This window comes from Streptomyces sp. NPDC088147, assembly GCF_044741565.1.
GTDB lineage: Bacteria > Actinomycetota > Actinomycetes > Streptomycetales > Streptomycetaceae > Streptomyces.
On record NZ_JBIUSY010000002.1, the window covers coordinates 738,201 to 763,643 of the forward strand.

The 25,443-nt window shown below is 71.1% G+C and carries 15 protein-coding genes and 1 pseudogene; 11 read left to right on the forward strand and 5 right to left on the reverse strand.

The features are described 5' to 3' along the window. Positions 1-81: 81 nt before the first annotated feature. The gene (locus tag ACIOGX_RS08555; RefSeq protein ID WP_356506997.1) at positions 82-3,096 is read left to right on the forward strand and encodes a bifunctional [glutamine synthetase] adenylyltransferase/[glutamine synthetase]-adenylyl-L-tyrosine phosphorylase; all 3,015 of its coding nucleotides are present in this window, start codon (positions 82-84) and stop codon (positions 3,094-3,096) included. A gap of 38 nt (positions 3,097-3,134) precedes the next feature. On the opposite strand, the gene ACIOGX_RS08560 is transcribed toward ACIOGX_RS08555, so the two are convergent. Next, positions 3,135-4,058 carry a phosphatase PAP2 family protein gene (locus ACIOGX_RS08560; RefSeq protein WP_356506999.1) on the reverse strand — a complete coding sequence of 308 codons (924 nt, stop codon included), beginning with the start codon at positions 4,056-4,058 and terminating at the stop codon, positions 3,135-3,137. A gap of 74 nt (positions 4,059-4,132) precedes the next feature. Continuing rightward, entirely contained in the window at positions 4,133-5,212 is a 1,080-nt protein-coding gene (locus ACIOGX_RS08565) for a LacI family DNA-binding transcriptional regulator (RefSeq protein WP_356507001.1), read from the reverse strand. A 339-nt stretch (positions 5,213-5,551) separates the two neighbouring features. Here ACIOGX_RS08565 and ACIOGX_RS08570 point away from each other — a divergent pair, with 339 nt between their 5' ends. From ACIOGX_RS08570 to ACIOGX_RS08605, 8 genes and pseudogenes are all read left to right on the forward strand, one after another. After that, positions 5,552-6,826, forward strand: coding sequence for an extracellular solute-binding protein (locus ACIOGX_RS08570; RefSeq protein WP_356507003.1), 1,275 nt, complete (start codon positions 5,552-5,554; stop codon positions 6,824-6,826). A gap of 30 nt (positions 6,827-6,856) precedes the next feature. Next, positions 6,857-7,888, forward strand: coding sequence for a sugar ABC transporter permease (locus ACIOGX_RS08575; RefSeq protein WP_356507005.1), 1,032 nt, complete (start codon positions 6,857-6,859; stop codon positions 7,886-7,888). After that, positions 7,885-8,781: a sugar ABC transporter permease gene (locus tag ACIOGX_RS08580; protein ID WP_384764892.1), complete on the forward strand. Its 897-nt coding sequence runs from the start codon at positions 7,885-7,887 to the stop codon at positions 8,779-8,781. The genes ACIOGX_RS08575 and ACIOGX_RS08580 overlap by 4 nt, the downstream gene beginning before the upstream one ends. A 99-nt stretch (positions 8,782-8,880) precedes the next feature. After that, on the forward strand, positions 8,881-10,563 hold the full coding sequence (locus tag ACIOGX_RS08585; protein ID WP_356507007.1) for a glycoside hydrolase family 13 protein: 1,683 nt from the start codon (positions 8,881-8,883) through the stop codon (positions 10,561-10,563). Then, on the forward strand, positions 10,560-11,663 hold the full coding sequence (locus ACIOGX_RS08590) for a LacI family DNA-binding transcriptional regulator (protein WP_356507009.1): 1,104 nt from the start codon (positions 10,560-10,562) through the stop codon (positions 11,661-11,663). Before ACIOGX_RS08585 ends, ACIOGX_RS08590 begins: the two co-directional genes overlap by 4 nt. A gap of 224 nt (positions 11,664-11,887) precedes the next feature. Beyond that, positions 11,888-13,267: pseudogene (locus tag ACIOGX_RS08595) on the forward strand (alpha-amylase family protein); the annotation flags it as partial. A gap of 282 nt (positions 13,268-13,549) precedes the next feature. After that, positions 13,550-18,979 (forward strand): pullulanase-type alpha-1,6-glucosidase, encoded by a 5,430-nt coding sequence (gene pulA / locus ACIOGX_RS08600; RefSeq protein WP_401911384.1) that lies wholly within the window; start codon positions 13,550-13,552, stop codon positions 18,977-18,979. A gap of 187 nt (positions 18,980-19,166) precedes the next feature. Continuing rightward, positions 19,167-19,841, forward strand: coding sequence for a DUF4230 domain-containing protein (locus tag ACIOGX_RS08605; protein ID WP_356507013.1), 675 nt, complete (start codon positions 19,167-19,169; stop codon positions 19,839-19,841). A gap of 36 nt (positions 19,842-19,877) precedes the next feature. Here the strand turns inward: ACIOGX_RS08605 and ACIOGX_RS08610 are convergent, their stop codons facing one another. After that, a complete protein-coding gene (locus ACIOGX_RS08610; RefSeq protein ID WP_356507015.1) occupies positions 19,878-20,594 on the reverse strand; it encodes a TetR/AcrR family transcriptional regulator in 717 nt (238 codons plus the stop codon). Positions 20,595-20,645: 51 nt separating this feature from the next. Here ACIOGX_RS08610 and ACIOGX_RS08615 point away from each other — a divergent pair, with 51 nt between their 5' ends. After that, complete coding sequence (locus ACIOGX_RS08615; protein ID WP_129773037.1) at positions 20,646-20,960, forward strand: hypothetical protein; 315 nt, start codon at positions 20,646-20,648, stop codon at positions 20,958-20,960. Between the two features lie 111 nt (positions 20,961-21,071). Here ACIOGX_RS08615 and ACIOGX_RS08620 read toward each other — a convergent pair whose 3' ends face one another. Next, positions 21,072-23,183 (reverse strand): hypothetical protein, encoded by a 2,112-nt coding sequence (locus ACIOGX_RS08620; RefSeq protein ID WP_401911389.1) that lies wholly within the window; start codon positions 23,181-23,183, stop codon positions 21,072-21,074. Between the two features lie 90 nt (positions 23,184-23,273). Here ACIOGX_RS08620 and ACIOGX_RS08625 point away from each other — a divergent pair, with 90 nt between their 5' ends. Then, on the forward strand, positions 23,274-23,744 hold the full coding sequence (locus tag ACIOGX_RS08625) for a hypothetical protein (RefSeq protein ID WP_401911392.1): 471 nt from the start codon (positions 23,274-23,276) through the stop codon (positions 23,742-23,744). Between the two features lie 118 nt (positions 23,745-23,862). Here the strand turns inward: ACIOGX_RS08625 and ACIOGX_RS08630 are convergent, their stop codons facing one another. After that, positions 23,863-25,431, reverse strand: a complete 1,569-nt coding sequence (locus tag ACIOGX_RS08630) for a DUF1996 domain-containing protein (protein ID WP_401911395.1) — start codon at positions 25,429-25,431, stop codon at positions 23,863-23,865. Positions 25,432-25,443: the final 12 nt, after the last annotated feature.

Here is a 25,443-nt window from a genome sequence, read left to right on the forward strand (position 1 = left end):
CATCGGTCCTCCGCCGCGACCTGGGTCTAGGCTCGTTCCTGAGCTTTGGTCGGACGGGGTCGTGGACAGGAGACGGCGAACATGGCGCTGCCGGGACGCAGGAGCAGTACTTTCACCCGCCTGCTGCGGCACGGCTTCACCGATCCCTCCGCGGCCGAACGGCTGCTGGACGCCCCCGTGATGTCACTCGTACGGTCCGATCCGATGCTCCTCGACGCGCTCGGCGCCACCGCGGACCCCGATCTCGCGCTGCGCGGGCTCGTCAGGCTGGCGGAGGCGCAGCGGCCCGAGGAACTGCGGGTGCTGCTGGACACCGTGGTGACGGCGAAGCCGCTGCGGGACCGGCTGCTCGGGGTGCTCGGCTCCTCGGAGGCGCTCGGGGACCATCTGGTCAGACACCCCGGGGACTGGCACGTGCTGGTCACCTACGAACTGGCCGATCTGCACCCCGGCGTCGAGGAGTTCGAGCGCGGACTCGCCGAGGCCACCGACCCGGTCTCGCTGCGGGTCGCCTACCGCCGCTGTCTGCTGGCCATAGCCGCCAGGGACGTCTGCGGGACGGCGGACTTCGCCCAGACCGCCGCCGAACTGGCCGATCTGGCGACCGCGACCCTGCGCGCCGCCCTCGCGATCGCCAAGGCGTCCGCGCCCGAGGACGCCGCGCTGTGCCGGCTCGCGGTGATCGCGATGGGCAAGTGCGGCGGCCATGAGCTGAACTACGTCTCGGACGTGGACGTGATCTTCGTCGGCGAGCCGGCCGACGGGGTGGGCGGCGCCGCCGAGGGCATCGACGAGGGCAAGGCCATCCAGGCGGCGACCCGGCTGGCGTCCCATCTGATGCGGATCTGCTCCGAGTCGACCGTCGAGGGCTCCATCTGGCCGGTCGACGCGAATCTGCGCCCCGAAGGCCGCAACGGGCCGCTTGTACGGACGCTGAGCAGCCATCTCGCGTACTACCAGCGCTGGGCCAAGACCTGGGAGTTCCAGGCGCTGCTGAAGGCCCGTCCCGTGGCGGGCGACCCGATGCTCGGCGCCCAGTACATCGAGGCGGTCTCCCCGCTGGTGTGGCAGGCGGCCGAGCGCGAACACTTCGTCTCCGACGTGCAGAAGATGCGCCGCCGGGTCGTCGACAACATCCCGCCGGGCCAGGTGGAGCGGGAGCTGAAGCTCGGTCCCGGCGGGCTGCGGGACGTCGAGTTCGCCGTACAGCTCCTCCAACTGGTCCACGGCCGCAGCGACTCCTCGCTGCACAGCGGCTCGACCCTCGAAGCGCTGGCCGCGCTGGCGGCGGGCGGCTATGTGGGCCGGGCGGACGCGGCGCAGCTGGACGAGGCGTACCGCTTCCTGCGCGCCATGGAGCACCGCATCCAGCTCTACCGGCTGCGCCGTACCCATCTGGTGCCCGAGGACGAGGCGGATCTGCGCCGCCTCGGCCGCTCGCTCGGACTGCGCGGCGATCCCGTCGCCGAGCTGAACCGGACCTGGCGGCGGCACGCCTCGGTCGTACGGCGGCTGCACGAGAAGCTGTTCTACCGGCCGCTGCTCGACGCGGTCGCCCAGCTCGCGCCCGGCGAGATCCGGCTCAGTCCGCGGGCGGCCCGGCAGCGGCTCGAAGCGCTCGGTTACGCCGACCCGGCCGCCGCGCTGCGGCATCTGGAGGCGCTGTCGTCCGGGGTGAGCCGCAAGGCGGCGATCCAGCGGACGCTGCTGCCGGTGCTGCTCGGCTGGTTCGCGGACTCCGCCGACCCCGACGCCGGGCTGCTCGGCTTCCGCAAGGTGTCGGACGCGCTCGGCAAGACCCCCTGGTATCTGCGGCTGCTGCGCGACGAGGGGGCCGCGGCGGAGAATCTCGCGCGGGTGCTCTCGGCCGGCCGGCTCGCGCCCGATCTGCTGCTCCGCGCGCCCGAGGCGGTGGCCATCCTCGGCGACCCCCACGGGCTCGCCCCGCGCGGCCGTGAACCGCTGGAGCAGGAGGTCCTGGCGGCGGTCGGGCGCGCGGAGACGGCGGAGGGCGCGGTCGCGACGGCCCGGGGGATGCGCAGGCGTGAGCTGTTCCGTACGACCGCGGCGGACATCATCGGCTCGTACGGCACGGAGGAGAGCCCCGCCGAGGAGGACCCGGGGGCGCTGGTCGACCGGGTCGGCAACGCGGTCACCGATCTGAACGCGGCGACCCTCGCGGGCGCCCTGCGCGCCGTCGTACGCGAGCGGTGGGGCGACACCCTGCCCACCCGCTTCGCGGTCATCGGCATGGGACGGTTCGGCGGCCACGAGCTGAGTTATGGCTCCGACGCGGATGTGCTCTTCGTCCATGAGCCGCGCGAGGGCGTCAGCGAGCACGACGCGGCGCGCGCCGCGAACGAGGTGGTCGGCGAGATGCGGCGGCTGCTCCAAGTCCCCACCTCCGACCCGCCGCTGCTGATCGACGCGGATCTGCGGCCGGAGGGCAAGAGCGGCCCGATGGTCCGTACGCTCGCCTCCTACGCGGCGTACTACCGGCGCTGGGCGCTGGTCTGGGAGAGCCAGGCGCTGCTGCGCGCGGAGCCGATGGCGGGGGACGCCGATCTGGGCCGCCGGTTCATCGAACTGATCGATCCGCTGCGGTATCCGGCGGAGGGCCTGGGCGAGGACGCCGTACGGGAGATCCGCAAGCTCAAGGCGCGGATGGAGACGGAACGGCTGCCGCGCGGCGCCGATCCGACGCTCCACACCAAGCTGGGCAGGGGCGGGCTCTCCGATGTCGAATGGACGGTCCAGCTGCTCCAGATGCGGCACGGCTGGGTGGAGCCCGGTCTGCGCACCACCCGTACCCGGGAGGCCCTGGCGGCGGCCTGCGCGGCGGACCTGCTCCCGGTGGAGGACGCGCGGATCCTGGACGAGGCGTGGGTGCTCGCGACCCGGGTCCGCAACGGCGTGATGCTGGTCAGGGGCAGGCCGGGCGACACGTTCCCGTCGGACGGGCGGGAGCTGGGCGCGATGGGCCGCTATCTGGGGTACGGACCGGGGCACGTGGGCGACATGCTGGACGACTACCGCCGTACGACGCGCAGGGCGCGGGCGGTGGTGGAGGAGCTGTTCTACGGGGCGGCCACCTGAGCCCGTGGGCCCGTGGGCTCTTCCGGGCCCGTACCGCTTCAGGCGGTACGGGGGCGGCGGCGCTGTCGCCGTGGTGGCCGGTCGTCGCCGACATGGCGGGGCAGCCGGTACGGCGGCGAGCCGTACCAGGCGTACGAGACGGCGATGCCGAACGCCAGGCAGAGCATGCCGCCCACCGCGTCCAGCCAGAAGTGGTTCGCGGTGGCGACGATCACCAGCAGCGTGAGCGTCGGATAGAGCAGCCCGAGGATCTTCGCCCAGGGCGCCGAGGCGAGCGCGAAGATGGTCAGCCCGCACCACAGCGACCAGCCGATATGCATCGACGGCATCGCCGCGTACTGGTTCGACATGTGCTTGAGGTCGCCGGAGGCCATCGAGCCCCAGGTCTCGTGGCGCAGCACCGTGTCGATGAAGTGCTGCCCGTTCATCAGCCGCGGCGGCGCCAGCGGATACAGGTAGTAACCGAGCAGCGCGACGGCCGTGGTGGCGAACAGCACCAGCCGGGCGGCGGCGTAGCGGCCCGGATGGCGCCGGAAGAGCCAGACGAGCACCCCGATCGTGACGATGAAGTGCAGCGTCGCGTAGTAGTAGTTCATGGCGACGATCAGCCACGTCACCGAATTCATCGCGTGGTTGACGGTCTGCTCGACCGCGATGCCGAGGGACTTCTCCGTCTCCCAGATCCAGTCCGCGTTCCGCAGGGCCTTGGCCTTCTGCTCCGGGACCGCGTTGCGGATCAGGGAGTACGTCCAGTAACTCACCGCGATCAGCAGGATTTCGAACCAGATGCGCGGACGACGCGGTGCTCTGAGGCGCTGGAGCCAGGTGCGGTCCCCTGCCGTGTCCGTGGCCGCCGTCGCCTCGCCGCTCGCGCCCGCGACCGCCTCCTCTTCAGGGATGGGTGACGGGTTCGCCGTACGGCCGCGCAGGCCTTCCTGTGTCTTCACGGTCGATTCACCCATAGCGAGAGAGTCTGCCAGATTCCCGTTCCCGACCGATCATCCCCCGGACGGGTTCGGGCCGCATTCGCTACACCTCAAGGACGACTCCCCGGCACATCTCGAGTACGACTCCGCGGCCCTGATATTCCCTGAGGTCCGGGGGCCGGACCGGAGGCGGTTGAACCGCGTACCACCAGCTCCGGCATGAAGACGAATTCGCTGTGCGGGGCGGGCGTACCGCCGATCTCCTCCAGGAGCGTACGGACCGCCGCCTGGCCCATCGAGGGCACCGGCTTGCGGATCGTCGTCAGCGGCGGATCCGTGAAGGCTATGAGGGGCGAGTCGTCGAAACCCACGACCGACAGGTCCCGGGGTACGTCGAGACCGAGCCGCCGCGCCGCCCTGATCGCGCCGAGGGCCATCATGTCGCTCGCGCACACCACCGCCGTACAGCCGCGTTCGATCAGCGCGGAGGCCGCCGCCTGGCCGCCCTCCAGAGTGAACAGCGACTGCTGGATCAGTTCGTCCGCCTCTTCGGAGGAGAGCCCCAGCAACTCCTGGACCGTGGCGCGGAAACCCTCGATCTTGCGGAGGACCGGCACGAAGCGCCGGGGGCCGACGGCGAGCCCGATCCGCTGGTGGCCGAGCGAGACGAGATGGGTGACCGCGAGCCGCATGGCCGCCCGGTCGTCGGGCGAGATGAAGGGCGCCTGGACCTTCGGCGAGAAGCCGTCCACGAGGACGAACGGCACGCCCTGGGCGCGCAGCTTCTCGTAGCGCCGCATGTCGGCGGAGGTGTCGGCGTGCAGCCCTGAGACGAAGATGATGCCGGAGACGTCCCGTTCGACGAGCATCTCCGTCAGCTCGTCCTCGGTGGAGCCGCCGGGGGTCTGGGTCGCCAGCACCGGCGTGTAGCCCTGCCTGGTCAGCGCCTGGCCGATGACCTGCGCCAGGGCCGGGAAGATCGGGTTCTCCAGCTCGGGGGTGATCAGTCCGACCAGCCCGGCGCTGCGCCGGCGCAGCCGTACGGGACGTTCGTAACCGAGGACGTCGAGCGCGGCGAGTACGGACTCGCGGGTGGTCGCGGCAACCCCGGGTTTGCCGTTCAGTACGCGGCTGACCGTCGCTTCGCTGACCCCCGCCTGAGTTGCGATATCGGCAAGCCGTGCGGTCATGTCAGTGGACTGTACCGGGCGTATGTCGGATTGCCCACCGTGCCCGGGGGCGGGCGGTCGCGGCAAGCCCTTGCAAGATCTTGCGAAGACGTCCCGCCGCGCTGTCGGGGAAGGAGCGTGATCCGGCCGGGACCGGCACTGACCTGCGGAGTCCACCCCTGCCAGCACATGTGGGTTCCCGTCAAGAGGTTGGCCTGCAATCGACAGGACACGTGCCGGTAACGATCAATCGTCCTTGCAGAAATATTCCGCAAGGTCTTTCGGCCATCTTGCAAGGCTGTTACGTTCACGTCCGACCCGGCGCCGCGACGGAGCGGTACGGCAGTTGAAGGAGTTCGGATGCGACGTGGCATAACGGCCACCGCCCTGGCCGCGACCCTGGCCCTCGCGGCGACCGCCTGCGGCAGCGACAGCGATGCAGGCAGCGGCAAGAGCTCGGGCGGCGAGCTCTCGGGAACGGTCACCTGGTGGGACACCTCGACCGTGGGCAGCGAGGACAAGGTCTTCAAGCAGCTCGCCGAGGGCTTCGAGAAGAAGCACCCCAAGGTCGACGTCAGATATGTCAACGTGCCCTTCGGCGATGCCCAGAACAAGTTCAAGAACGCCGCGCAGTCCGGCTCCGGGGCGCCCGACGTGATCCGCTCCGAGGTCGCCTGGACCCCCGAGTTCGCCGATCTCGGCTATCTCGCCCCGCTGGACGGCACCCCGGCGCTGAAGGACGAGAAGGACTTCCTCGCACAGGCCGCCGCCTCCACGCAGTACGACGGCAAGACCTATGCCGCGCCGCAGGTCATCGACTCCATGGGCATCTTCTACAACAAGAAGATCTTCAAGGACGCCGGCGTCGAAGTCCCCAAGACCGTCGACGAGTTGAAGACCGTATCGAAGACGATCAAGGACAAGACCGGTAAGACCGGCCTCTATCTGCGCGGCGACGACGCCTACTGGTTCCTCTCCTTCCTCTACGGCGAGGGCGGCGACATGGTCGACGCCAAGAGCAAGACCGTCACCGTCGACAACCCGGCCGGCGTCAAGGCCATGACCGTCGTCAAGGACCTGGTCGACTCCGGCGCCGCCAAGACCGACGCCACCGACGGCTGGGAGAACATGCAGTCGGCCTTCAAGGACGGCGATGTCGCGATGATCATCAACGGTCCCTGGGCCGTCGCCGACACCTACGGCGGCGCGCAGTTCAAGGACAAGGCCAACCTGGGCATCGCCCCCGTACCGGCCGGCTCCGTCGCGCAGGGCTCGCCGCAGGGCGGCCACAACCTCGCCGTCTACGCGGGCTCCAAGAACCTGGACGCCTCCTACGCGTTCACCGAGTACATGACCTCCGCCGAGAGCCAGACCAAGGTCGCCGAGGAACTGAGCCTGCTCCCGACCCGTACGTCCGTCTACGCGCGGCCGGGCGTCGCGGACAACGAGATCGTCGGCTTCTTCAAGCCCGTCGTGGACAAGGCCGTCGAGCGCCCCTGGATCCCGGAGACCGGCAGCCTCTTCGCGCCGCTGGTGACCGAGTACACCAAGGTCCTCACCGGCCAGAGCGCCCCCGCCAAGGGCGCCAAGGACACCGGCGACGCCTACCGCAAGCTGCTCAAGGGCTGGAAGTAACGGGTAACGGGAAGGAAGGCGGGCCGGCTGATGGCTGTCCACACCAGCCAGTCGGTGGCGTCGGCCGCGGGCGATGACCTCGCTCGCGGCCGCGGCCGCGGCACTGGCAAGGCACCCGGCGGAGCGGCCGGGGTCTCGACAAGACTCCGGCGCGGTGTCTCCACTCACTGGTACGCCTGGGCCATGGTCGCCCCGGTGGTGGCCGTGATCGGCGTGATCATCGGATATCCGCTGGTCCGGGGTATCTATCTGTCGCTCACCGACGCCAACGAGCGCAACGTCGAGCGCAGCATCGGCGTCAACCACCTACCCGCCACCTACGAGTTCGTCGGCCTCGACAACTACGCCGACGCGCTGACGGGCGATCAGTTCCTGGGCACCCTCGGCTGGACCCTGGTGTGGACGGTCTCCTGCGTCAGCGTCACCTTCGCGCTCGGCCTCGGCCTCGCCAACATCCTCAACCGCCGGATCGCGGGCCGCTCCTTCTACCGGATGCTGCTGATCCTGCCCTGGGCCGTCCCCGGCTTCGTCTCGGTCTTCGCCTGGCGCTTCCTCTACAACGAGGACCGTGGCTTCCTCAACAAGCTGCTCGCGGGCGGCGGCATCGACGCCGTGCCCTGGCTCAACGACCCGACCTGGGCGAAGTTCTCGGTCATCGCCGTGAACATCTGGCTCGGCGTGCCCTTCATGATGGTCGCGCTCCTCGGCGGACTCCAGTCCATCCCGGGGGAGATGTACGAGGCGGCCGAGATGGACGGGGCCAACGCCTGGCAGCGGTTCCGCCACATCACGCTGCCGGGGCTGCGCTCGGTCAGTACGACCGTGATCCTGCTCTCCACCATCTGGACCTTCAACATGTTCCCGGTGATCTTCCTGCTGACCCGCGGCGGACCCGGTGAGGCCACCCAGATCCTGGTCACGCAGGCGTACAAGTTCTCCTTCGAGATCAGCCCCCGCGACTTCGCGCAGTCCTCCACCTGGGGCGTCCTGATCCTCGTCCTCCTGATGCTCTTCGCCGCCGTCTACCGGCGCGTCCTCCGTAAGCAGGGAGATACGTGGTGACCACCACCGCCGCCCCCGCCCCTGAGCGGACCGCCCCCGCCGCTGAACGGACCGCCGGCGTCCCGCGCCGCGGCCACCGTTCCCCGCTGGCCTCGGTCGCGCTGCACGCGACCCTGATCGTCGCGTCCGTGATCGCCGTCTTCCCGGTGCTGTGGGTCTTCCTGACCTCGCTCAAGCCCGCGAGCTACGCCACGACCACGGACTTCTTCAAAGAGACGACGTTCGAGAACTACACCAACCTGCTGCGGGACACCCCGTTCCTCACCTGGTTCGGCAACTCGCTGCTCATCGCCGGACTCACCACCCTGCTCGGGGTGTTCGTCGCCGCCACCACCGGCTACGCCGTCAGCCGCTTCCGCTTCCCCGGCAAGCGCGGACTGATGTGGACACTGCTGGTCACCCAGATGTTCCCGGTCGCCGTCCTGATCGTGCCGATCTACAACATCATGGCGGGCCTCGGGCTGCTCAATCAGTCCGCCGGCCTGGTGATCACGTATCTCACCATCGCCGTCCCCTTCTGCGCCTGGATGATGAAGGGGTTCTTCGACACCATCCCCCGGGAGATCGACGAGTCCGGCATGGTGGACGGGCTGACCCCGTTCGGCACCTTCTACCGGCTGATCCTGCCGCTCGCCAAGCCGGGGCTCGCGGTCACCGCGTTCTACTCGTTCATCACCGCCTGGGGCGAAGTGGCCTACGCCTCCGCCTTCATGGTCGGCGACGAGAACCTCACGCTCGCGGGCGGCCTCCAGAAGTTCGTCAACCAGTACGGCGCCCAGTGGGGCCCGATGACCGCCGCGTCCGTCCTCATCGCCATCCCCGCCGCGCTGGTCTTCCTCTTCGCACAGCGCCATCTCGTCACCGGCATGTCAGCCGGCGCCGTCAAGGGCTGAGCGGCCTTGCCCTTACCACCGAGTCCGTACGACGACGGCGGCGCGCGGGACCTACCGGGCCACGCGCCGCTCCCCACCCCCAGACACCACAGGGACGACATGACCCAGCACCTCGCTGCCCCTCTGACCGGCACGTCCGACGACGCCCCGGGCCACCCCCACGGCTGGTGGCGGGACGCGGTGATCTACCAGGTCTATCCACGCAGTTTCGCCGACGGCAACGGCGACGGAATGGGCGATCTCGACGGAGTACGCCGCCGCCTGCCGTACCTCAGGGACCTGGGCGTCGACGCCGTCTGGCTCAGCCCCTTCTACGCGTCCCCGCAGGCCGACGCGGGCTACGACGTCGCCGACTACCGGGCCATCGACCCGATGTTCGGCACCCTGCTGGACGCCGACGCGCTGATCCGTGACGCCCACGAGCTGGATCTGCGCGTCATCGTCGACCTCGTCCCCAACCACTCCTCCGACGCGCACGAGTGGTTCAAGCGCGCCCTGCGCGAGGGCCCCGGCTCCGCGCTGCGCGAGCGCTACCACTTCCGTCCCGGAAAGGGCGCGGACGGCGAACTCCCGCCCAACGACTGGGAGTCCATCTTCGGCGGCCCCGCCTGGACCAGGACCACCGACCCGGACGGCACCCCCGGCGACTGGTACCTGCATCTCTTCGCCCCCGAACAGCCCGACTTCAACTGGGACCACCCCGCCGTCGCCGACGAGTTCCGCTCGATCCTGCGCTTCTGGCTGGACATGGGCGTCGACGGCTTCCGCGTCGACGTCGCCCACGGTCTGGTGAAGGCGGCGGGCCTGCCCGACATCGGCGACACCGGCCAGCTCAGGCTGCTCGGCAGCGCCGACGGCGGCACACCGTTCTTCGACCAGGACGGCGTGCACGAGATCTACCGGCAGTGGCGCAGGATCCTCGACGAGTACCCCGGCGAGCGGATCGCCGTCGCCGAGGCATGGACCCCGACCGTCGAGCGCACCGCGAACTACGTACGCCCCGACGAACTGCACCAGGCGTTCAACTTCCAGTACCTGAGCACCTCATGGGTGGGCGCCGAACTGCGCGAGGTCATCGACGTCTCGCTCGCCGCGATGCGCCCCGTCGGCGCCCCCGCCACCTGGGTGCTCTCCAACCACGACGTCACCCGGCACGCCACCCGCTTCGCGAGCCCGCCCGGCGGCGCCACCCAGACCCGCGAGGCCGGCGACCGTACGCTCGGACTGCGCCGGGCGCGCGCGGCGACCCTGCTGATGCTGGCCCTGCCCGGCTCCGCCTATGTCTACCAGGGCGAGGAACTCGGGCTCCCCGATGTCACCGACCTGCCCGACGAGGCCCGGCAGGACCCGTCGTACTTCCGCGCGGACGGCCAGGACGGCTTCCGCGACGGCTGCCGCGTGCCCATCCCCTGGACACGCGAGGGCAGTTCGTACGGCTTCGGCGGCGGGGACAGCTGGCTGCCGCAGCCGGACGGCTGGGGCGCGCTCAGCGTCGAGGCGCAGACCGGCGACCCCGGCTCCACCCTGGAGCTGTACCGGGCGGCGCTGGCCGCCCGCAAGGAGCACCCGGGGCTGGGCGCGGGCGACTCGGTGGAGTGGCTGGACGCGCCCGAAGGCGTGCTGGCCTTCACCAGGCCCGGCTTCGTCTGCACGGTCAACACCACGGACACGGCGGTACGGATCCCCGCGCAGGGCCGGGTGCTGGTGGCCAGCGGCCCGGTGGCCGTGGACGGCGCAGAGGCCGAACTGCCCGCCGACACCACGGTGTGGTGGACAGTGTGAACGACCTCCTGCCGCCGGGTGGCGACGGACGCCTCACCGCCGGTACGCCGCGGCTCGCCGACATAGCGGGCCGGGCGTCGGTGAGCGAGGCGACCGTCAGCCGGGTCCTGAACGGCAGGCCGGGCGTCGCGGCGACGACGCGTCAGCGCGTGCTCGCGGCGCTCGACACCCTCGGGCACGAGCGGGACGAGCGCTCCCGGCACGAGGAGCGCTCCGCGCGCGGCCCGAAGCAGCGCGGCGCCGGGCTGATCGGGCTGGTGACCCCCGAACTCACCAACCCGGTCTTCCCGGCCTTCGCCCAGGCCGTCGAGCAGGTCCTGGCCGGGCACGGGCACACCCCGGTGCTCTGCACCCAGCTGCCCGGCGGCGCCACCGAGGACGAGCTGGTCGAGCAGCTCGTGGAGCGGGGCGTCGGCGGCATCGTCTTCCTCTCCGGACTGCACGCCGACACCTCGGCCGACCCGGCGCGCTACGCCGCGCTCGCCGCGCGCGGTGTGCCGTACGTACTGATCAACGGCTACAACGAACGGGTCAGCGCGCCCTTCGTCTCGGCGGACGACCACGCGGCCGTCCGGATGGCCGTCGGCCACCTCGCCGAGCTGGGACACCGCAGGATCGGGCTCGCGACAGGACCGCAGCGGTACGTACCGTCCCGGCGCAAGCGCGAGGGCTTCCTCGACGCGTCCGTCGGGCTGCTGGGCCTGGCCTGGAGCGAGGCCGAGGAACTGGTGTGCTCCACGCTGTTCGGCGTCGAGGGCGGGCAGGTCGCGGCTGGCGCGCTGCTCGGCCTGGGCTGCACCGGCATCGTCTGCGGCAGCGATCTGATGGCGCTCGGGGTGGTGCGGGCGGCCAGGGAGCGCGGGCTCGGAGTGCCGTACGACGTCTCGGTCGTGGGGTACGACGACTCGCAGCTGATCGCCTTCACCGACCCGCCGCTGACCACGGTCAGACAGCCGGTACGGGCGATGGCGGCGGCGGCCGTCGCCGCGCTGCTGGAGGAGATGGCGGGCAGCCCCGTGCAGCGCACCGAGTACGTGTTCCAGCCCGAGCTGGTGGTACGCGGCTCCACCGCGGGAGCGCGCGTACCAGGGCACCACTGACCTTTTCCGCACCACCGCGCCACCGCACCACCGCACGTGCACGGAGCCGCACCACAGGTGTCACCCAGAGCCGCACCACCCGCACCGCACGCACCACAGGTGACACCCAGAGCCGCACCACCCGCACCACACGCACCACAGGTGTCACCGAGAGCCGCACCACCCGCACCACGCGCACCACCGTCACCCGCACCTCCCCCCACCAGTGTTGTTGGAGGAACCGAATGGCTCGCAGAACTCTGGCCGCCACGCTCGCCCTCGTGGCGGGCGCCGCAGCCGCGCTGACGGTCCCCGCCGGGACCGCCCAGGCGGCGCCGCCCGGCGGCAAGGACGTCACCGCCGTACTGTTCGAGTGGCGCTTCGACTCCATAGCCAAGGCGTGCACGGACACCCTCGGCCCGGCCGGCTACGGCTATGTACAGGTCTCGCCGCCCCAGGAGCACATCCAGGGCGGCCAGTGGTGGACCTCGTACCAGCCCGTCAGCTACAAGATCGCCGGGCGGCTCGGTGACCGTGCCGCCTTCTCGAACATGGTGAACACCTGCCACGCGGCGGGCGTCAAGGTCGTCGCCGACTCCGTCATCAACCACATGTCGGCCGGTGACGGCACCGGCACCGGCGGCTCCTCGTACACCAAGTACAACTACCCCGGCATCTACTCGGGCGCCGACATGGACGACTGCCGGTCGCAGATCAACAACTACGGCGACCGCGGCAACGTACAGAACTGCGAACTGGTCGGGCTCGCCGATCTGGACACCGGCGAGGAGTACGTACGCGGCCGGATCGCGGCGTACCTCAACGACCTGCTCTCGCTCGGCGTCGACGGCTTCCGGATCGACGGCGCCAAGCACATGCCGGCCGGTGACCTCGCCAACATCAAGAGCAGGCTGAGCAATCCGGGCGCCTACTGGAAGCAGGAGGTCATCTACGGCGCGGGCGAGGCCGTCTCGCCGACCGAGTACCTCGGCAACGGCGACGTCCAGGAGTTCCGGTACGCCCGCGACCTGAAGCGGGTCTTCACCAACGAGAACCTCGCCTATCTGAAGAACTACGGCGAGGGCTGGGGCTACATGGAGTCGGGCAGGTCCGCCGTCTTCGTCGACAACCACGACACCGAGCGCGGCGGCGACACCCTCAGCTACAAGGACGGCGCGAACTACACGCTCGCCAATGTCTTCATGCTGGCCTGGCCGTACGGCTCGCCCGATGTGCACTCCGGATACGAGTGGAGCGACAAGGACGCGGGACCGCCCAACGGCGGCACGGTCAACGCCTGCTACAGCAATGGCTGGAAGTGCCAGCACGCCTGGCGCGAGATCTCCTCGATGGTCGCCTTCCGCAACACCACACGCGGCCAGGCCGTCACCAACTGGTGGGACAACGGCGGCGACCAGATCGCCTTCGGCCGGGGCTCCGCGGGCTATGTGGCCATCAACCACGAGGGCTCCGCGCTCACCCGTACCTTCCAGACCTCGCTGCCGGGCGGTACGTACTGCGATGTGCAGAACGGCAGGACGGTGACGGTGAACGGATCGGGACAGTTCACCGCGACGCTCGGCTCGAACACCGCCGTCGCGCTGCACACCGGTGCCCGCGGCTGCTGACCACCGGTCCCGGGGCCCGTCCTGGGCCCCCGCGCTGAGCGGCTGACACCGCCGCCGACGCACAGGAAACGGCCGTCCGGCGACCGCCTCCCCGCCTCCGTCGCCGGACGGCCCCTTCCCGTACCCCGGTCACTCCCCGATCCCCTGACCCACCCGATCCCCTGACCCACCCGATGCCCTGACCCGGCCCAATGCCCTGCCCATGTCGCTGCCTTGATCCTGCCGATCCCTTGAGCCACCCCCCGATCCCTTGATCCCGCACATCCGAGGAGATCCCCCGTGAAACGCCCGCCTCTGCGAAGAACGGCCACCGCCGTCCTCGCCGCCGCCCTGTGCGCGGCGCTGGTGCCCGCCCTGCCCGCCGCCGCGTCGGCGGCCGGGCGGCCCGCCGCCTCCGCGCCGCCCGCCCCGCCGTCGGACGCCCGGCTCGCCGCCGAGCCCGCGCGCCACGATCTGACCCGTGAGCAGTTCTACTTCGTCCTGCCCGACCGGTTCGCCAACGGCGACGCGGCCAACGACCGCGGCGGGCTGACCGGTTCGCGGACGTCCACCGGATACGACCCCACCGACAAGGGCTTCTACCAGGGCGGCGACCTCAAGGGCCTGACCGATCGGCTCGACTACATCAAGGGGCTCGGCACCACCGCGATCTGGCTCGCGCCGATCTTCAAGAACAAGCCCGTGCAGGGGGAGGGCAAGGACGCCTCGGCCGGCTACCACGGCTACTGGATCACGGACTTCACGCAGGTCGACCCGCACTTCGGCACCAACGCCGAGCTGACGAAGCTGATCGCCAAGGCCCATGACAAGGGCATGAAGGTCTTCTTCGACGTCATCACCAACCACACCGCCGACACCGTCGACTACGCGGAGAAGGAGTACGGCTACCGGCCCAAGGGGGCCTATCCGTACCTCGACCGGGACGGCCGCCCCTTCGACGACCGCGGGACCGGCGCGGCGAAGGACATCGCGAAGGCCGACGCGGACTCCTTCCCGTACACGCCCGTCGTGCGTACGGGCGAGAAGAAGGTCCCGGCCTGGCTCAACGACCCGATGATGTACCACAACCGCGGCGACTCGACCTTCGCGGGCGAGAGCGGTGAGTACGGCGACTTCTCCGGGCTGGACGATCTGTGGACCGAGCGTCCCGAGGTCGTCTCGGGGATGGAGAAGATCTACCAGAAGTGGGTCCGCGACTTCGACATCGACGGCTTCCGCATCGACACCGTCAAACACGTCGACCTGGACTTCTGGACCCAGTGGGCGACGGCGCTCGACGCGTACGCGGCCCAGCGCGGCCGGGACGACTTCTTCATGTTCGGCGAGGTCTACTCGTCGGACACCGCGGTCACCTCGCCGTATGTGACCCGTGGGCGGCTGGACGCCACACTCGACTTCCCCTTCCAGGACGCGGCGCGCGCCTACGCCTCACAGGGCGCGCCGGCCGAGCGGCTCGCGAAGGTCTTCGCCGACGACTACCGCTACACCACCGACAAGGCCAACGCCTATGAGCAGGTGACCTTCCTCGGCAACCACGACATGGGCAGGATCGGCACCTTCCTCGCCCAGGACAACCCGGAGGCCGGGGACGCCGAACTGGTCGGACGGGCCCGGCTCGCCAACGAGCTGATGTTCCTGTCCCGGGGCAACCCGGTGATCTACTACGGCGACGAGCAGGGCTTCACGGGCGCGGGCGGCGACAAGGACGCCCGCCAGACGCTCTTCGCCTCGAAGACCGCCGACTATCTGGACGACGACCAGCTGGGCACGGACCGTACCCACGCCGCGGACGCCTACGACCCGGCGCACCCGTTGTACCGGTCGATCGCCGCGCTCTCGAAGCTCACCAAGGCCCACCCCGCGCTGCGGGACGGTGTCCAGACGGAGCGGTACGCGAAGGACTCGGTCTACGCCTTCTCCCGTACCGATGCGGGTACCGATGCCCGTACTGAAGCCCGTCCGGGTGCTCGTCCGGGTGCTCGTCCGGACGCGAAGGCGCGTACCGAGTACGTCGTCGCCGTGAACAACGCCGAGCAGGCCAGGACCGTCGAGATCCCCGTCGGCTCGGCCACGGGCACCGACTTCCGTACGCTGTACGGCGGTTCGGGCGCCGGTACGGTACGCGCCGGGGACGGCTCCACCCTCAAGGTGACCGTACCCGCGCTCTCCTCGCTCGTCCTGAGGGCGGCGAAGCCGCTGCCCGCCCCCGCGGCCAAGCCCGCGATCACCCTCAAGGCCCCGTCGCCCGGCGCCACCGGCACCGTCGAACTGACCGCGGAGGTCACCGGCGGACAGCTCAACCGGGTCGTCTTCGCCGCCCAGACCGGCAACGGCGCGTGGCGGACCCTCGGCACCGCGGACCACGCCCCCTACCGGGTCACCGACCACGTGGCCGCGGCCGCCGGAACGCCCCTGCGCTACAAGGCCGTTGTCGTCGACAGCACGGGGCGTACCGCGAGCGCCACCGCCGCCTCGACGGCCGGACAGACGCCCGCGCCGGAGAAGCCGAGCGCGGTCGAGCGGGACTACGCGGTCGTCCACTACCAGCGGCCCGACGGCGACTACGAGGGCTGGCGGCTGACGTCCGGCTCCACCACCGCCGCGTTCACCGGCCGCGACGCCTATGGCGCCTTCGCCTGGATCAAGGTCCCCGAGGGCGCGTCGAGCATCCCGTACACCGTGGAGAAGAACGGCGCCCCGGACGACGGGCCGCAGCGGACCGTCGAGCTGGCGCGCACCGGCCAGGTATGGATCACCCAGGGCGCGGACGGCCAGTCCGAGCAGGCCCCCGACGGCGCCTACCCGCCGCAGGACACCACGAAGGCGACCGTCCACTACCGGCGCGCGGACGGCGACTACGACGGCTGGGGGCTGCACACCTGGACGGGCGCGGCCTCGCCCACCGACTGGTCGAAGCCGCTCCGGCCGGTGCGGGAGGACGCGTACGGCGTGACCTTCGAGGTCCCGCTCGCGGCCGGTGCCACCTCGCTCAGCTACATCCTCCACAAGGGCGACGAGAAGGACCTCCCCACCGACCAGTCCCTGGACCTCGCGACCCACGGCAACGAGGTGTGGCTGCTCGCCGGGCAGCCGGCGTACCTGCTGCCGCAGGCCGGTTCGGGCCCGGACCCCGACCTCACCAAGGCCGAGGCCCAGTGGATCGACACCGACACCGTCGTCTGGAAGGTGAAGGCGACCGCCGCGACCAGCCAGCAGCTGGTGTACGCGCGCGACGGCGGCATCACCGTCGAGGACGGCGCGCTGTCCGACGAGGGCCGGTGGCTGCGGCTCTCGCCGGCCTCCCTCACCGACGCCCAGAAGGCCGCGTACCCGCACCTCAAGGACTATCCGGCCTTCACCGTGGACGTACGCGACCGGGACAGGGTCCGCGAGTCGCTCTCCGGACAGCTGATCGCCACCCAGCGGGCCGCCAACGGCGCGCTGCTCGCGGCCACCGGCGTACAGACGCAGGGCATCCTCGACGACCTGTACGGCGACCGGGCGGTCAAGGCGTCGCTCGGCCCGGTCTTCACCGGCGGGCGGCCCGTCCTCTCCCTCTGGGCACCGACCGCGCAGCGTGTCGCCCTCGAACTCGACGGCCGTACGGTCCCGATGAGTCGCGACGCCGCGTCCGGCGTCTGGTCGGTGAAGGGCGAGCGGAGCTGGGCGGGCAGACCGTACCGGTACGCCGTGACGGTCTGGGCGCCGAGCGTCCAGAAGGTCGTCGTCAACAAGGTGACCGATCCCTACTCGACCGCGCTCACCACGGACTCGGCGCGCAGCCTCGTGGTGGATCTGGCCGATCCGAAGCTGGCCCCCGAGGGCTGGTCCACGCTGAAGAAGCCCGCCGCCGTCCCGCTGCGCGACGCGCAGATCCAGGAGCTGCACATCCGCGACTTCTCGGTCGCGGACCGCACCTCGGACCACCCGGGCCGGTATCTGGCCTTCACCGACCGCGACTCCGACGGGATGAAGCGGCTGGCGCGGCTGGCGGACTCCGGCACGTCGTACGTCCACCTGCTTCCGGCCTTCGACATCGGCACGATCCCGGAGCGCGCCTCCGACCAGGCCACGCCCGGCTGTGACCTGAAGGTGTACGCGCCCGACTCGCCGGAACAGCAGGCGTGCGTGGCGCGGACCGCCGCGAAGGACGCGTACAACTGGGGCTACGACCCGCTGCACTACACCGTGCCGGAGGGCTCGTACGCCTCGGACCCGGAAGGGACCCGCCGTACCGTCGAGTTCCGGCGGATGGTGCAGTCGCTGAACGGCACCGGGCTGCGCACGGTCATGGACGTCGTCTACAACCACACCGTCGCGAGCGGACAGGCCGACAAGTCCGTCCTCGACAAGATCGTGCCCGGCTACTACCAGCGGCTGCTGCCGGACGGCTCCGTCGCCACCTCCACCTGCTGCGCCAACACGGCGCCCGAGAACGCCATGATGGGCAAGCTCGTCGTGGACTCGATCGTCACCTGGGCCCGGGAGTACAAGGTCGACGGCTTCCGCTTCGACCTGATGGGCCACCACCCGAAGGCCAACATCCTCGCCGTACGGAAGGCGCTGGACGCGCTGACCCCGGCGAAGGACGGAGTCGACGGCAAGAAGATCATCCTCTACGGCGAGGGATGGAACTTCGGCGAGATCGCCGACGACGCCCGCTTCGTCCAGGCCACCCAGAAGAACATGGCCGGGACCGGGATCGCGACCTTCTCCGACCGGGCCCGGGACGCGGTGCGCGGCGGCAGCCCCTTCGACGAGGACCCGGGCGTCCAGGGCTTCGCCTCCGGTCTCCACACCGACCCCAACTCCTCCCCGGCCAACGGCACCCCCGCCGAGCAGAAGGCGCGGCTGCTGCACTACCAGGACCTGATCAAGGTGGGGCTGACCGGCAGCCTCGCCGACTACACGTTCACCGACACCTCGGGCCGTACGGTCCGCGGCTCCGAGGTCGACTACAACGGCGCGCCGGCCGGCTACGCGGCCGTCCCCGGCGACGCGCTGGCCTACGCGGACGCCCACGACAACGAATCCCTCTACGACACGCTCGCCTTCAAGCTGCCGCCGTCGGTCACGGCCGCCGGCCGGGCGAGGGCACAGGTCCTCGCGATGGCGACCGCCACGCTCTCCCAGGGCCCGGCACTCTCCCAGGCGGGCACGGAGCTGCTGCGCTCCAAGTCGCTGGACCGCAATTCGTACGACAGCGGTGACTGGTTCAACGCGATCCACTGGGACTGCCGCGACGGCAACGGCTTCGGCCGGGGGCTGCCGCCCGCCGCCGACAACGAGGACAAGTGGCCGTATGCCAAGCCCCTGCTGACGGCTCCGGCGCTCACGCCCGGCTGCGCGGAGATCGACGGCGCCTCGGCCGCGTACCGGGATCTGCTGCGGATCCGCGCCACGGAGCCGGAGTTCAGCCTCACGTCCACGGACGCGGTCCGCTCCGCGCTGACCTTCCCGCTGTCCGGGCCGGACGAGACCCCGGGGGTGATCACCATGCGGCTCGGTGATCTCGTCGTGGTCTTCAACGCGACCCCGACGGCACAGGACCAGCGGGTGACGGAGCTGGCGGGGCGGCCGTACGCGCTGCACCGGATCCAGGCCGGGGGAGCGGACCGCACGGTCAAGGAGGCCCGTTACGAGCGGGGGTCGGGGACGTTCACCGTGCCCGCGCGGACCGTGGCGGTCTTCGCGGCACAGGGAGCGTGAGCGGCGTGTGACGGCCTCGGCCGCGTGCTCCGGGCTGTCCGCCGGAGCACGCGGCCGGGAGCACCGGTTCGCGGGGGGCACCCGGATGACGGCGTGGGCCCGCCGGTGTGCGAGCCCGACGGTGTGGCAGCCAGCCGGTGTGTCAGCCCGCCGGTGTGAACGTGGCCGTACGGGCAATCCGTTAGGTATGACGTCCACCGAAGCGCACCCGGAGAAGCCTCGGAGCCGTACACGGCTGTCCCGGTGGGGCAGACTGCCGCTCGCACTCGTCGTCGTCGCCGCGCTGCTCTTCGCGGGCAGCCGGCTCGATCTGCTGCCCGGGTTCGGTGATCTCTTCGGCGAGGAGACCAACGACCGCACGGGACCGACCCTGCTCGAATCCATCCAGGACCTGGACCGGTACGAGGCGGCCTCCGGCAACTTCCAGGTCGTCGTCGACCTGGAGAAGGACGCCAAGTTCCTGCCGGACGCGATCCGCGGCACCCGCACCCTCTACGTGGGCGCGGGCACCGTCTCCTCCTATGTCGACTTCAGCGGCATCGGCGAGCAGAGCGTCCAGGTCAACGAGGAGCGCACCGCCGCCACGATCCGGCTGCCCCACGCCCGGCTCGGCGAGCCCGCGCTCGATCCGGAGCGCTCGTACGCCGTCTCCAAGGAACGGGGGCTGCTCGACCGGCTCGGGGACCTCTTCTCCGACAACCCGGCCGACGAACACGCCGTGAACAAGCTCGCCGCCCGCCATATCGGGGACGCGGCCAAGGAGAGCGAACTCACCGTACGCGCCGAGAAGAACACCACCGGCATGCTCCAGGGCCTGCTGCGTTCCCTCGGCTTCACCGAGGTGAAGGTGGTCTACGCCTGAACCGGCAGGCGGGTCACGCCTGGGGAGGACGGCGGGTCACGCCCGCGCCCGCTGGGCCGGCAGGCCCGTGCCCAGCGTGGTGAGCCGGCCGAGCAGATCGCCGAACGCGCCGTCGGCCGGTTCTTCGGCGATGATCCGCAGCAGGATCGTCGCCATCTCCTCGTCGTACGCGGCGCTCACGGCGGCCAGCGCGGCGAAGTCGTGCACCAGCTGCAACTCCAGCTCACCGCGCGGCACGCGCCGCCCGTCCAGCCAGATCAGCGCCGTCGTCTCGGCCAGCGACACCCAGGACCGTACGACCAGCTCCAGCCGCGCGGGCGGGTCCGCGACCCCGAGATGGGCCAGGATCTGTTCGTACGCGGCCTGCCGCACCTCGTCGATCATCGCGTTGGCCGTCGAGGAACCCACCGCGGGGCCGCTGCGCATCAGGGCGAAGAAACCGGCGCCGTGCTCGTCGACGAAGTCGAAGAAGCGCCCCATGACGCGCAGCAGCCGCGCGCCGAGGGGCCCTTCGCGCGGTTCCAGGAACCGGGTCGCCAGATCGTCGGCGGCCCGGCGCACGGCGGCCTCGTACAGGCTCTGCTTGCCGGGGAAGTAGTGGTAGACGAGCGGACGGGAGATGCCGGCCGCCGCCGCGATCTCGTCGATCGAGACGTCCTCGGGGGAGCGGCGGCTGAACAGTTCCAGCGCTACGCCGATCAGCTGCTGCTTCCGCTCTTCCACGCCCATCCTGCGGCGCACCCCGGTCGTCATACGAACAGCCTAACGGGCAGGCCCCGGCGGGTGTCCGTTACGCTCCGGACCATGAGCGCATCTGACCAGGACGAGGCCATGGACACGCCGGTACCGGAGCCCTACGACGGCGGACTGACGCCGCGTCAGGCGCGCGCGGTACGGATCGCGTTGGCGTCGGTGCTGCTGGTCGGTCTCGCCGCGCTGCTCGCGGTGCGGCTCGCGGAACGGACCTCGGTCCTGGTGGTCGGGGTGTACGGGCTCGCGATGATCCTGTGCGGTGTGGTGATCGAACTGAGCCGGCACGGCCGTACGCGGCTGGGCACCTGGCTGCTGGGCGCCGGTCTGGTGGCGGCGCTGGGAGCGGACTGGCTGCTGCTGCCCTGAGGTTCGCCGGGGGCGCGGGCCGCGGTGCCACGGGATCGCGTCCGGAGCCGGGTCCGTGGGGCCCTGCCCGTGCCCGAGGGGGCGCGTCCGGGGCCGCCGCCCGTGGGGCCGTCAGCGCAGGGCGTCCACCCGTGTCCCGTCGGGAGTCTCGCCGTACAGCTCCGCCTGTACGCCCTCGCGCGCCCGTACCGCCAGCAGACTCCCGGGTGCGCTGCCCCGTACCCCGCCCGACACCTGGACCGAGCCCAACCGCCCGCTCCCGGCGGCCAGTACGTACCACGTGCCGCCCCGCGACTTCCACAGCACGCCCGCCAGCACCCGTGACTCCCGTGCCCCGCAGGCCGGTGTGTCCTCCGCGCGCGCGGCGACGGCCCCGGGCGCCGCGGTCCGGGCCGGCGCCTGGAACTGCGCGAGCACCCGGCTCCCCGTGCCCCGCCAGGTGTCCGCGCGGGTGCAGAGCCAGGTCGCGGTGCCGTTGGACTCCGGCAGTGGCTGCCGCGCGTACGGCCAGGAGTTCACGGACCGTACGCCGTGGGACCGCATCGCGGGCAGCAGACAGGCGGTCCTGGCCCAGGCGGCGCGGTCGGCCGGGGACGTCACGTCGCCGGGGGCCGACGGCGGCCCCGATGTCAGCCGGGCGGGCGTCAGTTCGCCGAGATCGGTGAGCAGCCGTTCCGTGGCGCCGTTCTCGCTGTCGCTGCTGTCGCTGCTGTCGTCGCCGTCGCTGCCGTCGCGGACGGACAGCGTGTCCCAGGAGCGGCAGTCCTGGGCCATCGCCGGACTCGCCAGCGGAGCGGTCACGCCGTCCGCGTCACGCCGCAGGGGCCGCGCGGGCTTCGCCGGGTCGAGCAGATCGCGGACCGACGCACTCCGTACCCATGGCGCGGTCAGATAGCGCACATCGCCGTCCGAGCGGCCGACGACCAGCGCCCCCGCGACGGCGGTGCCCGCGCCGTCGACCCGCGCGAAGTCGAGGGCGGCCACCTCCTCGCCGCCGGTGGCGGGCTCCGCGTACCGGACCACCCGCAGGCCGTCGTGGAAGAGGACGACCCGCGCCGCGTCGACCGTCCCCGCGTACAGCAGCTGCGGCGATCCCATCGGCGGCCCCGAAGGCGTGGCGGGCGTCGCCGAGATGTGCACGGACGCGCCGGGCGCGGCCCAGGCCGTCAGGGCCCGGCGCAGCAGCGCGTGGTCCTCGGCCAGCGGCCCGCGCGCGGGCCAGACGGAGAAGTCGGTTCGGGCGGAGGTCTGCCAGGCGGCGGGCGCGATCCGCCGCACCCTGGCCGGGTCGAGGGCCGCCGCGACCGCGGCGTTGTGGCCGTACGGGGCGTCCGCGTCGTCGTCCGGGCCCCAGCCGCCCGGCAGCCCGAGGAGCGTCCCGCAGACCAGCAGGGCCGCGGCGGCGGCGAGCGCGGCCCTGCCGTACTGGCGGCGGCGCATCAGATCGGTGGGCCTGGCCTGGAGCGAGCAGGGATCGAACTCGGGGGAGCGCAACAGCTCGACGGGATCCGCCGTACCGATCCGCCGTTCCGCGGCGTCCGCCGCCTCGGCGAGCGCGGTCTCCGTGTCCACGGCCCCGGCCGCGTGGAGCAGCCGGCGCACCTCCTTGTCGGTCAGCAGCTCCAGACCGCGCAGCGCGAACGCCGCGCGAGCCGGTCCCGACAGGCCGGAGAGCCGCTGGTCCAGGGCGAGTTCATCGGCGCCGCCCGAGCGCGGGAACAGCCGCAGCCCCCAGACGCGCGGCAGCGGCGGAGGCAGTTGGGCGAGCCGGGGCCGGGCGAGCCGGCGCAACGGCCGCCCGGCGTCGAGCGCCTGGCGCAGCACGCGCTCGCGTACGTACGCGTACCCGGGGTTCCGTCCCGCCCCGGTCGCGGTCCCGCCGTCGGTTCCCCCGTTGGTTCCGCCGCCGGTTCCGGCGCCGGTTCCGCCATCGGTTCCGGCGGCGCGGCTCTGCGCCGGGATCGCGGACCGCGCCGCCGTGCGCCCGCGCGGCAGCGAGCGCTGTACGAGCGCGTGCGCGGTCAGTACGCGCCGGTTGCGGCCGAGCGACGGCGGCAGCACGAGATACGCGAGGCGTACGAGACGGGTGTAGTGCTCGACGAGTGCCGCCTCGGCCTGCTCGACACCGAGGGCGGCGAGGGGAGCCGCGCCGGGTACGGACGTCTCCGCGGAAACGGCTGCGGAGGTGGCGGTCGAGGCGGTGACGGCGCTGTCTGGGGGCACGTTGAGCAGAACGAGCGATTGGTCCGATGGTCACCCCGGAATCCGGCCGTTCCGCCGCGCGGCGACCGGGTCCCGGGAGACGATGGCCGCATGCGTACAGAACGATCCCTGGTGGTGCTCGCGGCCCTGGCCCTGGCGCTGACGGCGGGCTGCGGCGGCGACGGCAATGGCGGCAACGGCGGCAACGGCAAGAAGGCTCCCACGACACCGGAGACGGTGACGGGGAGCCTCGAACAGATCGCCTCCAAGGCGGAGTGCGAGCCGAACATCCAGACCGACGCCGACGAGTTGCGGCAGGGCAACTGCACGACGGACGACGGGAAGTACGTGCTGGTCACCTTCGCCACCGACCGCGGTCTGCGCGAGTGGATCAACGAGGCCAAGGACTACGGCGGTTCGTATCTCGTCGGCAGGAAGTGGGTCGCGGTCGGTGACGACAAGGTCGTGACGGCGCTGCGCGGCCGGCTCGGCGGGACCGTGGAGGCCGGCTCGTCGCACCACTCGGGGGGAAGTGGTGGTGGTGGGGGAGACGAGGGGCACTCCGGTCACCACACGGGCTGACCGCGCAGCGCGGATATGAGGGGGGACGGGAACGGTACGGAAGGCGGAAGGCGGGGGCCCCGGACAGGGACGGAGCCGGGGCCCCCGGGTCTGGGTCAGCGGCCCGTAGGCCGTGGGCTCACCTGCACTTGCGTCCGCCGTTGATGCAGTTCACGACCTTCTTCATCAGGTTGTCGTCGAAGACGTTGATGAAGTCGCCGTGGTCGGTGACGGGCTTGTGCAGCTGCTCCGGGAAGGAGTCCACGGCGAAGCCGGGCCCCGGCGGTACGTCGTACACCACACGCTGCTTGAGCTGCGGGATCGCCTTGAAGCCGTTCTGGCAGCGGCCGTTCTGATCGGCGAACGCCACATGGGTGCGGTGGTTGGCGCTGTCGGCGTTCTGGCCGTCCCAGCAGCTCTGGAACGTGAAGCTGCGGACCACCTGGCTGCCCTCGGGGCAGATCGGGTATTTGTCCTTGAGCTGGCGGTCCTCGAATCCGGTGCAGCTCCATGAGGCATTCGCGTTGGCGTCACCATTGGTGAACGCCTTGGCGTCACCGGTGATGATCCGCAGGAACCGCGGCATGGCGGTGACCTTGGACTTCGGGCTGCCGGCGAAGGTCAGGGTCACCTGGGAAGGCGTCTGGATCTCGCCGACATTTCCTTCCTTGCCGCCGCCGTCCGCATTGGCGTCGGCTTCGTCCTGACCATTCTGAAGACGCAGCACCGGCCAGTAATAGGTGGACTTGTCGCCCTGATTACGGCAGCTGGTCTCACCGGCCGCGAGAGAGTCGTCGGTCGCGAACGCGTCATTGGCCTGGTTGCCGACATAGTCGTGCATGTGGTGCGCGCCATTGCTCACACCTGGGGCGACGATGACATTGTCCGAATTGAACTTTCCGGCCTCGTTGACCCCGCAATTGGTGCTGAAGGTGCCCTTCGAGCCGCCGCGCGCGGTTCTGGCCTTTTTGACATTCGGCTGGACGGTGGTGATGTCGACGAAGTCGGAGGCCTCGGGGCCGTTGCCGGCCTGGCCGCCACCGTTCTGACCGCCGTCCTGGCCGCCGTCCTGGCCACCGTTCTGCCCGTCGCCCTGGCCGCCGTCCTGCCCGCCGTTCTGGCCACCGTCCTGCCCTTGGTCCTGGCCACCGTTCTGGCCGTCGCCCTGGCCGCCGTTCTGGCCCTGCTGACCGCCGTTCTGACCTTGCTGACCACCGTTCTGGCCCTGGCCGTCCTGAGCGCGCAGGGTGCAGGGCGCGAGACCCTCCAGTCCCTGCGGCCGCTCCGCCACCCTGCCGATCGAGAGGGCGATCCGCTCAAGGGTGGCCGCCCGCTTGTCCTTCAGCGGATTGAGAATGGCATTGTCGGCGAATCCCGGATCGCGCTGGATCTGGGCCTTCTCATCGGCGAACCGTTTGTACGCCTCGGTGATCTGGCTGTCGATGAGGGCAAGATTCCGGTCGACCTCGGGACGCGCCGCATCCGGCACATTCGTCAGCTGATCCTGGGTCGCCACATCCGGGCAGTCGATGGTCGACATCCACTGTCCGGCGTTCTGGGTCCGTGGGGCGGACCGGTGGGAATCGCCCTCACCCGCGGATGCGTAGACATTGACCGCTACCAGCCCACCCCCGCCCAGGAGCAAGGCGGCCGAGGCGACGATCGCCCGGTTCGCCAGTGTGGAGCGTTTTCTCGATGTGCGTGGCATGGAACTCCTCAA

Excerpts from the sequence above, each read along its gene's own strand:
- ACIOGX_RS08605 (WP_356507013.1), top strand. The coding sequence starts at position 19,167 with ATGACGTCCACCGAAGCGCACCCGGAGAAGCCTCGGAGCCGTACACGG.
- ACIOGX_RS08630 (WP_401911395.1), bottom strand. The coding sequence starts at position 25,431 with ATGCCACGCACATCGAGAAAACGCTCCACACTGGCGAACCGGGCGATC.
- ACIOGX_RS08565 (WP_356507001.1), bottom strand. The coding sequence starts at position 5,212 with ATGACCGCACGGCTTGCCGATATCGCAACTCAGGCGGGGGTCAGCGAA.
- ACIOGX_RS08615 (WP_129773037.1), top strand. The coding sequence starts at position 20,646 with ATGAGCGCATCTGACCAGGACGAGGCCATGGACACGCCGGTACCGGAG.
- ACIOGX_RS08625 (WP_401911392.1), top strand. The coding sequence starts at position 23,274 with ATGCGTACAGAACGATCCCTGGTGGTGCTCGCGGCCCTGGCCCTGGCG.
- ACIOGX_RS08575 (WP_356507005.1), top strand. The coding sequence starts at position 6,857 with ATGGCTGTCCACACCAGCCAGTCGGTGGCGTCGGCCGCGGGCGATGAC.
- ACIOGX_RS08610 (WP_356507015.1), bottom strand. The coding sequence starts at position 20,594 with ATGACGACCGGGGTGCGCCGCAGGATGGGCGTGGAAGAGCGGAAGCAG.
- ACIOGX_RS08570 (WP_356507003.1), top strand. The coding sequence starts at position 5,552 with ATGCGACGTGGCATAACGGCCACCGCCCTGGCCGCGACCCTGGCCCTC.
- ACIOGX_RS08560 (WP_356506999.1), bottom strand. The coding sequence starts at position 4,058 with ATGGGTGAATCGACCGTGAAGACACAGGAAGGCCTGCGCGGCCGTACG.
- ACIOGX_RS08585 (WP_356507007.1), top strand. The coding sequence starts at position 8,881 with ATGACCCAGCACCTCGCTGCCCCTCTGACCGGCACGTCCGACGACGCC.
- ACIOGX_RS08555 (WP_356506997.1), top strand. The coding sequence starts at position 82 with ATGGCGCTGCCGGGACGCAGGAGCAGTACTTTCACCCGCCTGCTGCGG.